Here is a 12,547-nt window from a genome sequence, read left to right on the forward strand (position 1 = left end):
AGTTGTTAACCATCTTTTTTATTTAATTATTATCTATATCTAAATTCCAGTTTGAAGCAAATTCGTCAAGAATATCGTGAAGTACCTTCCCAATTTTAGAATAAGACTCATCGCTTAGATTAGCTAAAGAAATACGTATTGACCATTCTGGCCCTTGGAAACCACTTCCGCTTAATAAAACTATTGAGGACTCTTCTGCAAGTCTAAAGAGTATATCAACTGGTTTGTGATTCTTTTCTAGATAATTAGCAAATTCTTTTCCATAATTATATGAAGCCCACTCAAGTAAATCAAATTCAGTATAATATGCCGCATCATATGGGTCTTCCCTAAGATCTAATCCAAGACTTTTAAACAGAAGTTTTTGCCTTTTTCTACAAATATTTTTAGTTAAGTTTTTATATCTGTTTTCTTTATCATTTAATGCAGAAATACAAAAAAAAGCCATTTGAACTTGTTGAGGAGTAGAAAGGCCAGCTGTATGATTAAGTGCTACCTGTCTGCTATCAGCAACAATTCTATCTATAAAGGGGATATCAGAAGGATTTGTAGAAAGTGCACTATATCTTATATTTAATTCCTTCTTAATTTCCTCGGGCAAGTTTTTTATTAATTGATCAAATACATTATCTTCATGAAGAGCAATTGTTCCTAAGCGCCAACCTGTAACTCCAAAGTATTTAGAAAATGAATAAACACCTATCGTATTGTAAGGAAGATCAGCCATTAAGGAACGAAAATTATCTACGAAAGTTCCATAAACATCATCAGAAATTATCATTAAGTTAGGATTATCTCGTGTTACTATTTCTTTAATATAATTAACTGATTCAGGATTAATAGCTACGGATGGTGGATTACTTGGATTGACTACAAATAAAGCTTTAATTGATTTATTCGAAAGTTTATTTAGTTCTGATTTAGGGTATTGCCATGTATGTGTACCATCTCTTGTGGTTGCAGTGGCGTTTATGTATTCTATTTTAAAATCATACCTAGGGAGGAGAGGAATTTCTAAATAAGGAGTAAATATAGGGACCATTAGTGCTATAGTATCACCTCTAGATAATAATTCATTTGCAATCAATGAGTCAAAGATATAACACATTGCTGCAGTTGCCCCTTCAACTCCAAAAATTTTAAATGTACCAGCAGGTGGTTTATTGTAACACATTTCCTGAACGAGATATTCATGTATGATTTTTTCAATATGAGTGAGCATTCTATCTGGACTAGGATAATTGTCTCCAATTATACCATCAGTAAGCTCGAAAACCCAATCATCCTCAGAAAAACCTTCACGTTTCACGCCATAATCTATTATATTTTCTAAAAGTTTAATTCCAGGTAAATTATTATTTTCGTTAATATATTTTCTTAAACGCTCACCTATACCTTTCTTTTGTGGCATTCCAGCTAAATCGTTATCTTGCCAAGTTCTTTTACATTCTTCAATAGCAAAATTACCAAAGGTAAAAAATGCTTCTCTAGGAGTAGAGGATATCCAATTTGGATTCCCTCTGCCAGCATCTAATAAAGTATGAGCAATTTTTTTCTTTGGTCCATTAGCAAGTGCAATTAATTTATCTTTAAATTCAAATGGACTGACTTTCCCATAGATTTTTTCAATTTCTTTTCTTTGAATATTAACTGTTTCCATAATATAATCCTCCAAGTGCGAAAAAATATATGTTTATTATCTGCTATTTTAAATTAAAAATTCTTAGGGACGGTTAACATTTTTTTGAATAAAAATGTTAACCGTCCCTAAATAATCTTTAACATTTGAACAATAGAAGATTAACATCTCTTGGATACTATTAAGATAGTTAAAGTATTTTTTATATTAAAAAGATTAAATAATAGTTAAGGAAGTGCAAGGTATGGATTTGGTTTTTGCAGTTATAAGTGATACGCATATAAAAAGTTTAAATTCTAGAGAACATGAAAAACTTAAGGATGCGCTAATATTTATTAACTCTAGGGAGACAAATATTGATGCCTTAGTTGTTGCAGGAGATATTACTAATATGGGAACTAAGAGAGCCTACAAGGATTTTAAAAGTATTTTAGATACTTATATAAATAAAACCGTAGAGAAAATCTTGGTAATGGGAAATCATGATTATTTAGGGCTGACAAATATAAAAGGAGCACAAAAAAGATTTTATGAGAATACAGGTGAAAAAATTCATAGTCATAAAATTATTAAAGGATATCATTTTATTTCTATAAGTACTGAAGGAAGAAGAATTAGTGGCGTTTTTGGCGACTCACTTAAGAAGTGGCTTTCAGAACAATTGAAGCTTGCACATGAAAGTGACCCTAAAAAACCAATTTTTTTAACCGTTCATCAGAGTATTAAGGGTACGGTGTATGGCAGTTCAAATTGGGGGAATAGAGATTTATATAAAATTATTGAGGGGTATCCCCAAGTAATTATTTTTTCTGGACATTCACATCATCCAGTTAACGATGAAAGAGCAATTCATCAGCAGGATTTTACTTCAGTTTCAGTAGGGTCAACAAGTTATGTTCAATTAGAAGGGGAGAAGCTCCTAGAAGGAATACCAAGTTTAGCTGAGGAATTTTCTCAAGGATTAATGGTTAATGTTGAAAATAACCAGGTTAGATTTTCAATTCTAGATTTCTCCACTAAGTGTATGTCTAAAGACAAGTGGATAATAGAAGAACCAAGTGAGAGGAGTAAGTTTAAATATACTGAAAAAAGAAAGGAAAATAGAAGAAAGCCGTACTTTAGTAGTACTAGTGAGATTGAAATTAGAAATATTGGATGTAATTGGATTGATATTAAATTCACTCAGGCCAGACACGAAGATTTTGTACATTCATATATTATTAAAGTAATAGATGTTGAGAAAGAAGTTCTAGTTAAGGAAACTAGAGTCTTTTCTGATTATTATCTTGCCACTCGAAATTTATATGTTGAATTTAGACAAAAGCAGTTGAGACCAAATAGAAAGTATATGATAATAGTAAAAGCAATTGAATCCTTTGGAAATGAAAGTGAAGATTTTCTCTCACTCTTATTTGTAACAAGAGATATACCAATAAAAAAGATATTACAGAGGAGTAAACCTATTTGGGTAAATAGCGCATCTGAATTGAATTATTAGAAAAAATGTAATATATTGAAAAGTATTCTTTTTATAAGGTATAATGAGTTGGTAATTATAATAATATTAATATTACATTAATGATAACTTATTAAGGAGGACAATTACTTGGAGAATAGTAAAAAGATAAGTATCAGATACTTAAAAAAGAATGCACTAAAATCATTAAAAGGCAAATGGGGCCTAGCTATAGGTGCAACTGTCTTAGGCGGAATCATAATGTCATTACCTTCATTTATTGTTTCAGCATTTACAACTAATTCATTATTGAAAATGGCAAATGAGTTTGAGCAAAGAGGATATAATTATAACTACAATTATAATTACGATTTTAATTATGATTTTAGTAGAATGTTTCAAGTTCAGGCATCAAATACAGGGTTAATAATGATATTATCACTTCTAGTTGCAGGTGCAATTAGATTTGGGTTAATTAGATTTAATATTAATTTAATTAGAGATACAAAGCCTAGAGTTGAAGATATATTCAGTGGGTTCAAAAAGTATTTAAAAACTTTTTTGATTAACCTACTCCTATATATATTTAGATTTTTATGGGGATTATTATTGGCACTTCCAATAATTGTATTTGTAATTATATTTGTAATTAGTGTTATTAAAAATGATGATGTTTCAGTTGCAGCTGTAGTATTACTTTATTTAGGAATATTGGCTTCGGTTATAGTATTACAGATATTTTTATCAAGATATGCAATGGCATTTTATATTTTTAATGATAATGATGAAATTGATGTAATGGATTCATTGAATATGAGCATTGAACTTATGGTAGGGAAGAAGATAAAGTTCTTTCTAATGCAGCTTAGCTTTATAGGTTGGGGGATACTTGCAGTACTGTCATGTGGTATAGGTTTCCTTTGGTTGATACCATATATGAAAGCCACTGAAGCTTGTTTCTATCAAGAAATAACTGGCTATCAAGAAAATGTAGAAGTAATAGAGCTTTAAAATTAATTAATAACAATAAAAGCTATGGAAAGTATCATATTGGTACATTTCTATGGCTTTTTTATTTATAAATAAATTTATAAAAATTTAGCGGATTCTAAAAAGTCATTTAGATGGCTTATTTTTTCATGGATATAAATAAAATAATGAATTTTTGATATCACATTTATGCAATAATTATTTTAAAACCTTCATATTTCGATAATTACAAATAATTACAAATGGCTAGTTTTATTAATTTCTTAAGCTACAAATATCTTCCTGAAGATAGTAATATAGTCAAATATAAAGATAAATGAAAATTATGAATTTGTTAATATTTATTGTTTGACTATTTGGGGTTTATTAAGTATAATTTTATATTATGCAATAAGTAATATCACTTCTTTCAAAATTTGATATTATGGATGACAATAAAAAGTATCTTAGGGGGTAAGAAAATGATTAAAAAAACTTTATCTATACTTGCAGCGATAACAATCGCAGCATCAATTTTTACAGGATGTGGAAAGAAAAGTGATGACACAGCATCTAAAAAATATATCATATCTACAGATGTGACTTTCGCACCATTTGAATTTGAACAAGATGGAAAATACACTGGTATTGACGTAGATCTTTTAGCTGCAATTGCAAAAGATCAAGGATTTGATTATGAATTAAAACCAATGGATTTCAACGGAATTATTCCAGCATTAACTTCAAATCAAATTGATGGGGCTATTGCAGGTATGAGTATAACTGATGAAAGAAAGAAGTCAGTTGATTTCTCAGATCCATATTTTGAATCAGGGGTTTCAATGGCTGTTGGAGTTGATAATAACTCAATAAAATCACTAGATGATTTAAAAGGAAAAACTGTAGCTGTAAAGAAAGGTACTGCAGGGGCAAAATTTGCAGAAGGACTTAAGGACAAGTATGGTTTAAATATTAAATATTTCGATAACTCACCAAATATGTATCAAGAAGTTGCTAATAAGAATTCTGATGTACTATTTGAAGATTATCCTGTTATAGCTTACAAAATTTCTTTAGATAAAGATAAGCCTACATTAAAAATTGTTGGTGATAAACAAGATCTTAATTCTTATGGATTTGCTGTAAATAAAGGCAAAAATAAAGAATTATTAGATAAATTTAATGCTGGATTAAAGAAGTTAAAAGAAAATGGAGAATATGACAAAATATTAGCAAAATATCTAAAATAGCAGAAAAGGAGGCTAACTATGGAATTTATGACGTTATTACAAGATAGCTTTCCTAGTTTATTAAGCGGATTACTTGTAACATTAAAAATCACGATTTTTTCTTTAGTATTTGCTTCAATAATCGGTTTGTTGGTTGGATTATTAAACATATCAAGTAATAAAATTCTTAAAAGAATAGCAGTAATATATATAGATATTATTAGAGGTACTCCTCTAATAGTTCAGGCATTTTTCATATATTTTGGTATACCAAGCGTTATGGGTATTAGAATTGACCCAGTATTAGCAGGTATTATTGCATTAAGTTTAAATGCTGGTGCATATATGGCTGAAATATTTAGAGCAGGGATACAATCTGTTCATAAAGGACAAATGGAAGCCGCAAGAAGCTTAGGATTGAGTTACGGAAAAGCAATGAGAAAAGTAATCTTACCTCAAGCTATAAGAACCATGATACCTTCAATTATAAATCAGTTCATTATTTCGTTAAAGGATACTTCTATACTTTCCGTTATAGGGTTAAGAGAGTTAACGCAAAGTGGACAAATTATAATAGCTTCTAACTTTAAATCTTTTCAAATATGGTTAATTGTTGGAGTTATGTATTTTATTATAATTACTACAATATCTATTATTTCTAAGAGAATTGAAAGGAGATTAAGCTATGATCACAGTCAAAGGGCTTAAGAAGCACTATGGAAAATTAGAAGTTCTTAAAGGCATTGATCTAGAAGTAAGTGAAGGAGAAGTGCTATGTTTGATAGGACCTTCAGGATCAGGTAAGAGTACTTTATTAAGATGCTTAAACTCCTTAGAGGAAGTAACTGAAGGACATGTTAAGATAAACGGCAAAGAGATTACTGGAAAAGGTATAGATATAAATAAGTTAAGAGAAGAAATAGGAATGGTTTTTCAATCATTTAATTTGTTTCCACATCTTAATGTATTAAAAAATATCACACTTGCGCCAACAGAACTAAACAAGCTTTCTAAAGAAGAAGCGGAAAAGAAGGCTATGGAATTACTAAGAAAAGTAGGGTTAGAGGAGAAAAGTCACGTTTTCCCTCAAAGTTTATCAGGTGGACAACAACAGAGGGTAGCTATTGCTAGAGCTTTAGCTATGAATCCTAAAATAATGTTGTTTGATGAGCCTACATCAGCTTTAGATCCAGAAATGGTTGGAGAAGTTTTAAATGTAATGAAGGAACTAGCAAATGAAGGAATGACAATGGTTGTTGTAACTCACGAAATGGGATTTGCTAGGGAAGTAGGGGATAGAGTAATATTCATGGATGGTGGATACATTGTTGAACAAGGTAAGCCAGAAGAAGTGTTTAACAATCCTAAAAATCAAAGAACAATAGATTTCTTAAATAAAGTTTTATAGAATGATAAAAAGAGATGGAGGAATCCGTCTCTTTTTTTATTCCTAATTATGATTACTTACAAATAAAATCTTTTTATTATAATATCATAGCTATTGCAATCATAGAATATTATTGTAGTAATTTTAAGGGGTTATTTATGATTAAAATAACAATAGGAATAGATGTTAAGAATCCTAAAGAAGTAGCTATGAATCATGGAATACCAGGTTTTATTCCAAATGAATTAATAAAAGGAAAGGTTGAGGATGAAATTAAAAATGAGATTGTCAAAAAGTTAAAAGTAGCAATCTTTGAAGAACTTAGACGAAATGGAGTTGAATCTAAAATAGATATACGTTAAATGGGAAAGGTTAAAGCCATCCATAATACATGGATGGCTAATTTTATGATTTAGCTATTTCAGCTTTAAGATCTTTTCCTTTTATCTTAGAAGTTTGAAGCACTTTTAAAACTTTAGAACCCTTTCCATTTAAAATATCTACATATGAAACATTCTCTTGGACATCAATTATTCCAATATCATCTATTGATACATCAGGAATTTTGCATAAGGCACCAACTATGTCACCAGGACGGATCTTTTTCTTTTTGCCTCCGTTTAAGTAGATCTTTGTAATACCAGCTTTAACTTCTTTTTTATTTCTAGTTGTTATATTTTTAAAGTTTTCATTTTTTAATTTAAAGGATTCCTTATTAGGAAGAAAATCCTCTTTTACTGGAGGAGTTAACTTTGGAATTTCATAATTTATATATTCTTCAAGTTCTTTTAGAAATCTATCTTCATATGGAGTAACAAAGGTTAAAGCTCTCCCTGTATTACCTGCCCTTCCGGTTCTACCTATTCTATGTACATATTTTTCTTTTTCCATTGGAATATCATAATTTATTACTAAAGAAATCTTCTCTACATCTATGCCTCTAGCTGCGATATCTGTAGCAACCAAAAATCTATAACTACCAGCTTTAAAATCCTCTAAGGTTTTAATTCTATCTTTTTGAAGCATACCACCATGAAGCTCTTTAACAGGATATGTTTTATTCTTTAATTTAGTATAGACCTCGTTGACTTTATCTTGTGTACCACAAAATAGAATAGCACTATCAGGATTTTCTTTAAGAAGTACTTTTTCAAGTAAAGAAAATTTATCAGTTTCTTTTACTAAATAGTAGCCTTGATTAATTCTATCAATCTTTGAACCTTCAGGCTTAATTTCAATAAGTTTAGGATTATTCATATACTTAGTATAGACTTCTTTAATCTTATCTGGCATTGTAGCTGAAAATAGCATATTAATTCTGTTTTTAGGAAGTGAGGATAGAATTTCTTCAACCTGTTCTAAGAATCCCATATTAAGCATTTCATCAGCTTCATCTAGAACTAAAAATGAGATGTCATCAGTTACTAAAGTACCCCTATTTATATGATCTATTATACGACCAGGAGTTCCGACAACTATATGAACTCTTTGTTTAAGTTCATTTATTTGCGTAGTGAAGGGCTGTTTTCCAAATATGGCAGATGCCCTTATCTTTTTATAACGACCAATGTTGCTTATATCCTCTTTTACTTGAATAGCAAGCTCTCTTGTAGGAGTTAGAACTAATGCTTTAGGATTTTTAATCTCTGCGTCAATTAAGTTGCATAGAGGAATAGCGAAAGCAGCAGTTTTACCACTACCTGTTTCAGCTTTAACAACGATGTCTTGTCTTTTCAAAGCTAGCGGAATAACCTCCTGCTGTACTTTCGATGGATGCTTATAAGAAAGCTCATTAAGAGCTTTTAAAATTTCATCTTTTATACTGTAGTTTTTAAAATCTAATATATCATTATTCAATGTAATCACCTTTTCTATAGTTTTAATTCGTTACTCTATATTATCATTAGTTTTTATGAAAATAAATACTTTTTAATAAAATCTAATTGACAGAGAAAAGCATAGATGGTATCATAAATTAAAACATAGTAAATCTATATGAATATTAGGAATAGGGGAGAAAAGTATGAAAAAAATAGCTTTATTAATTGGAACTATATTAATCGCGTCAGTAGGTTTAGTTGCTTGTTCATCAAAAAGCAATGAAGCGAAATCAAATAAATTATTAGATAGCATTAAAAAAGAAGGCGTAATAAAAATAGGAACAGAAGGTACTTACGCACCATACACTTTCCATGATAGTACAGGAAAGCTTGCTGGATTTGATGTTGAAATAGCTCAAGAAATTGCTAAAAGAATTGGTGTAAAGCCAGAATTCGTTGAAACAAAATGGGATGGAATGCTTGCAGGACTTGATGCAAAAAGATTTGATATTGTTGTAAATGAAGTTGGAATTAATGATGAAAGAAAAGTAAAATATGATTTTTCCGATCCATATGTAACTTCAAAGGCATTATTAATAGTAAAAGGAGATAATACATCAATAAAATCTTTTGATGATCTTAAAGGTAAGAAAGCAGCACAAACATTAACAAGTAACTTTGGTAAACTTGCTAAAGCAAGCGGAGCTGATATAGTAGAAGCAGATGGATTTAATCAATCAATCGATTTATTAACTTCAGGTAGAGTAGATGCTACTATAAATGATAGTTTATCTTATTATGACTTAAAGAAACAAAAACCAGATCTTCAAGTAAAAATAGCAGCAGAATCTAAAGATGCTGATCAAAGTGCAGTTTTAATAAACAAGGGAAACAAAGAATTAGTAGATGCAGTAAACAAAGCTTTAGCAGATATGAAGAGTGATGGTACTTACTTAGAAATATCTAAAAAGTACTTTAATGAAGATGTATCTAAATAGGCATTATTATGAACTTAGATGCTAGAATAATTCAGATTCTTACAGATTCATTTTGGCCAATATTAAAGGCAGGTTTGGTTTTTACCATACCTGTCACAATTGTTTCCTTTGCATTAGGCTTAATTGTTGCTCTTTTAACTGCACTAGCAAGAATTTCAAATATTAAAATACTTAGTGCCATAGCTAGATTTTATGTGTGGATTATTAGAGGAACTCCACTATTAGTTCAATTATTTATAATATTTTATGGATTACCAAATGCCGGAATAACTCTTGATCCGTTACCTTCAGCAATTATAGCATTTACCTTAAGTGTAGGAGCTTATAATTCGGAAGTAATTAGAGCGGCAATATTATCAATTCCTAAGGGACAATGGGAATCAGCATTCTCTATAGGAATGACTAAAACACAAGCTTTAAGAAGAATAATTTTACCGCAAGCGGCTAGAGTTTCAGTACCACCACTTTCAAATTCATTTATTAGTTTAGTAAAGGATACGTCACTAGCAGCAACAATCACTTTAACAGAAATGTTCCAAGTGGCTCAAAGAGTTACAGCAACAACTTATGAACCATTATGGCTTTATAGTGAAGCAGCAGTTATATACCTTATATTCTGTACTATACTTTCAGCTATTCAAAAAAGACTCGAAACAAAACTTGATAGGTTTGTTGCAAAATAATGGAGGTAGAAAATGATTAATGTTAAAAATTTAGATAAAGCATTTGGAGATAATCATATATTGAAATCCGTTAATTTGCAGGTAAATGAAGGTGAAACAACTGTAATAATAGGACCTTCAGGTTCAGGAAAGACTACTTTGCTACGTTGTATGAATTTACTTGAGATTCCTAATGGCGGAGAAATAACGCTTGGAGAAGTTACTTTAGGGTTTTCAAAGAATAAAAGGTTAACTGAAAAAGAAACTATTTCATTGCGTAAACAAACTGGAATGGTTTTTCAAGGTTTTAATTTATTCCCACATATGACTGTTATTAATAATATCATCGAGGGACAAGTTACTGTTTTAAAAAGAAGCAAGGATGAAGCAAAGAAGAAGGCTGAGCTTCTTTTAGAGAAGGTTGGATTAGCGGAAAAGGCAAATAGCTATCCTTATGAATTATCAGGAGGACAGCAACAAAGAGTTGCAATAGCTAGAGCTATGGCAATGGATCCAAAGATATTACTTTTTGATGAACCAACTTCAGCGCTAGACCCTGAGCTTGAAGCAGAAGTTTTAAAAGTAATTAAGGAATTAGCTAAAGAAGGCATGACAATGATTGTTGTTACTCATAACATGAATTTTGCTAGAGATGTAGCTAATAAAGTAGTATTCATGGAAGATGGTATAATAATTCAAGAAGGCACCCCGGAAAAAATATTTAATCACACTGAAAATGATAGAATGAAGAGATTTTTAAATATAGTTGGTTAAAAGGAAGGCTAGATATTAGTCTTCCTTTTTTTGATTTATATTTTTTGTTTGGTTAAAATAATAATTATTAGAGGAGGTGGTTTTATGGTGGATCTAGCTTTATTAGGAACAGGTGGTGGCATGCCGATGCCATCAAGATTCTTATCATCCCTATTAATCAATTATTCAGGTAGAAAGATATTAGTTGATGTTGGTGAGGGAACACAGGTATCAATGAGAATATTAGGATGGGGAGTTAAGAGTGTAGATGTTATATGTATAACACATGGACATGGAGATCATATTGTTGGATTACCTGGTTTATTAGCGACTATAGGTAATAGTGGAAGAGTAGAACCGCTTACTATAATTGGACCTAAGGGAATAGAACAAATAATTACTGGATTAAGAGTTATAGTGCCATATTTACCCTATGAAATAGAAATAATAGAGGATCCTAAAGAAACAATTGATCTATTTAAGAACAATCCTATCAGCATAGACACAATGGAACTAGACCATTCTGCACCATGCATAGGGTATAATTTTTATATAAAGAGAAATCCAAAATTTGATGTTGAGAAAGCTATAAAAAATAATGTTCCTAAGCATTTTTGGAACCTTCTACAAAAGGGAAATGTTGGTGAAGAAGAGGGAAATATATATTTGCCAGAAATGGTTATGGGGGAAGAAAGAAACGGGATTAAAATAAGCATGATTACAGATACAAGACCGATAGAGGAAATTAAAAAGTTTGTAGAGGATAGCACACTTTTTATTTGTGAAGGGACTTATGGAGATGAAGATGACTTACCTAAGGCTATAAAAAATAAGCATATGACCTTTAGTGAAGCGGCTATGTTAGCAAAAGCAGGAAATGCAAAAGAATTATTACTAACACATTTCTCACCAGCTATGATTGAGCCAGAAATTTATGTGGAGAATGCAAGAAAAGTATTTTATAATACTACTATTGGATACGATAGAATGATAAAAAGTTTAGCCTTTGAATGATTAATAGGAGAAGAATATTTGAGAAAAATAATAAACAAACTTAAACTAGAAGCTAATAAAATGAAAAAAGAAGTAACGGCACTTATTATTGCATACAAGAGAAATGATGTACCAATAATAGCGAAAATCTTGGCGATTATTATAGTTGCTTATGCAGTTAGCCCAATAGATTTAATTCCAGATTTTATTCCTGTACTTGGTTACTTAGATGATATTATACTGATTCCGTTAGGAATTACCTTGGTTTTGAAATTAATCCCTAAAGAGATAATGGAAGAGTGCAGAGAAGAAGCAAAGAAAGAAATAGATAAAAAGAGTAAAATTGGAATGCTTGGGGTTATATTAACTTTGGCTGTATGGGGATTAGTAACATTTACTATTATAAAAGCATATTTTAAATAAATTATTAAAAACATTGACAAAGTAAATAAGTGGGAATATTATATTATTAACAATTGAATAGAGATAAATCTATGAGTAAGAGTAGTAGCTTAAAAAGAAGTTTTCAGAGAGTAAGTGGTTGGTGTGAACTTACAGCAGATTTTTTTGTGAATGGACTTACGAGAGTGAGCTGAAATTTTAGTATGCAATACGTTTTCCTACGTTACAGGGATAGGATA

Annotated in this window: 13 protein-coding genes and 1 other annotated feature (1 of these 14 running past the window's edge); of the genes, 11 read left to right on the plus strand and 2 right to left on the minus strand. The window is 30.3% G+C overall.

The annotated features are described in order from the left end of the window. Positions 1–22 precede the first annotated feature (22 nt). The gene (gene aspD, locus JK634_RS13690; protein ID WP_202768239.1) at positions 23–1,660 is read right to left on the minus strand and encodes an aspartate 4-decarboxylase; all 1,638 of its coding nucleotides are present in this window, start codon (positions 1,658–1,660) and stop codon (positions 23–25) included. A gap of 223 nt (positions 1,661–1,883) precedes the next feature. On the opposite strand from aspD, the gene JK634_RS13695 reads away from it, so the two are divergent. The 6 genes from JK634_RS13695 to JK634_RS13720 all read left to right on the plus strand — a co-directional run bounded on the left by JK634_RS13695 (position 1,884) and on the right by JK634_RS13720 (position 7,042). Further along, positions 1,884–3,137 (plus strand): metallophosphoesterase family protein, encoded by a 1,254-nt coding sequence (locus tag JK634_RS13695; protein WP_202768240.1) that lies wholly within the window; start codon positions 1,884–1,886, stop codon positions 3,135–3,137. A 108-nt stretch (positions 3,138–3,245) separates the two neighbouring features. Continuing rightward, positions 3,246–4,106: a DUF975 family protein gene (locus JK634_RS13700; protein WP_202768241.1), complete on the plus strand. Its 861-nt coding sequence runs from the start codon at positions 3,246–3,248 to the stop codon at positions 4,104–4,106. Between the two features lie 440 nt (positions 4,107–4,546). Then, positions 4,547–5,314, plus strand: a complete 768-nt coding sequence (locus JK634_RS13705; RefSeq protein ID WP_202768242.1) for a transporter substrate-binding domain-containing protein — start codon at positions 4,547–4,549, stop codon at positions 5,312–5,314. Positions 5,315–5,332: 18 nt separating this feature from the next. Further along, the gene (locus JK634_RS13710) at positions 5,333–6,001 is read left to right on the plus strand and encodes an amino acid ABC transporter permease (protein ID WP_202768243.1); all 669 of its coding nucleotides are present in this window, start codon (positions 5,333–5,335) and stop codon (positions 5,999–6,001) included. Then, positions 5,979–6,701: an amino acid ABC transporter ATP-binding protein gene (locus JK634_RS13715; RefSeq protein ID WP_202768244.1), complete on the plus strand. Its 723-nt coding sequence runs from the start codon at positions 5,979–5,981 to the stop codon at positions 6,699–6,701. The genes JK634_RS13710 and JK634_RS13715 overlap by 23 nt, the downstream gene beginning before the upstream one ends. A gap of 137 nt (positions 6,702–6,838) precedes the next feature. Continuing rightward, complete coding sequence (locus tag JK634_RS13720) at positions 6,839–7,042, plus strand: hypothetical protein (protein ID WP_202768245.1); 204 nt, start codon at positions 6,839–6,841, stop codon at positions 7,040–7,042. A gap of 43 nt (positions 7,043–7,085) precedes the next feature. On the opposite strand, the gene JK634_RS13725 is transcribed toward JK634_RS13720, so the two are convergent. Then, positions 7,086–8,537 carry a DEAD/DEAH box helicase gene (locus tag JK634_RS13725; RefSeq protein ID WP_207753647.1) on the minus strand — a complete coding sequence of 484 codons (1,452 nt, stop codon included), beginning with the start codon at positions 8,535–8,537 and terminating at the stop codon, positions 7,086–7,088. Positions 8,538–8,703: 166 nt separating this feature from the next. On the opposite strand from JK634_RS13725, the gene JK634_RS13730 reads away from it, so the two are divergent. The 5 genes from JK634_RS13730 (at position 8,704) to JK634_RS13750 (ending at position 12,329) form a co-directional block, all read left to right on the plus strand. Then, positions 8,704–9,498 (plus strand): amino acid ABC transporter substrate-binding protein, encoded by a 795-nt coding sequence (locus JK634_RS13730; RefSeq protein WP_202768246.1) that lies wholly within the window; start codon positions 8,704–8,706, stop codon positions 9,496–9,498. An 8-nt stretch (positions 9,499–9,506) separates the two neighbouring features. Beyond that, positions 9,507–10,181 carry an amino acid ABC transporter permease gene (locus tag JK634_RS13735; RefSeq protein WP_202768247.1) on the plus strand — a complete coding sequence of 225 codons (675 nt, stop codon included), beginning with the start codon at positions 9,507–9,509 and terminating at the stop codon, positions 10,179–10,181. Positions 10,182–10,193: 12 nt separating this feature from the next. Then, positions 10,194–10,934 carry an amino acid ABC transporter ATP-binding protein gene (locus tag JK634_RS13740; protein ID WP_202768248.1) on the plus strand — a complete coding sequence of 247 codons (741 nt, stop codon included), beginning with the start codon at positions 10,194–10,196 and terminating at the stop codon, positions 10,932–10,934. Positions 10,935–11,018: 84 nt separating this feature from the next. Beyond that, positions 11,019–11,927 carry a ribonuclease Z gene (locus JK634_RS13745; RefSeq protein WP_202768249.1) on the plus strand — a complete coding sequence of 303 codons (909 nt, stop codon included), beginning with the start codon at positions 11,019–11,021 and terminating at the stop codon, positions 11,925–11,927. 18 nt (positions 11,928–11,945) lie between these two features. Beyond that, positions 11,946–12,329: a YkvA family protein gene (locus tag JK634_RS13750; RefSeq protein ID WP_243425618.1), complete on the plus strand. Its 384-nt coding sequence runs from the start codon at positions 11,946–11,948 to the stop codon at positions 12,327–12,329. 62 nt (positions 12,330–12,391) lie between these two features. After that, positions 12,392–12,547, plus strand: a binding site (T-box leader) (it continues 94 nt past the right edge of the window).

This window comes from Clostridium paridis (genome assembly GCF_016765615.1).
Taxonomy (GTDB): Bacteria; Bacillota; Clostridia; order Clostridiales; family Clostridiaceae; genus Clostridium_T; species Clostridium_T paridis.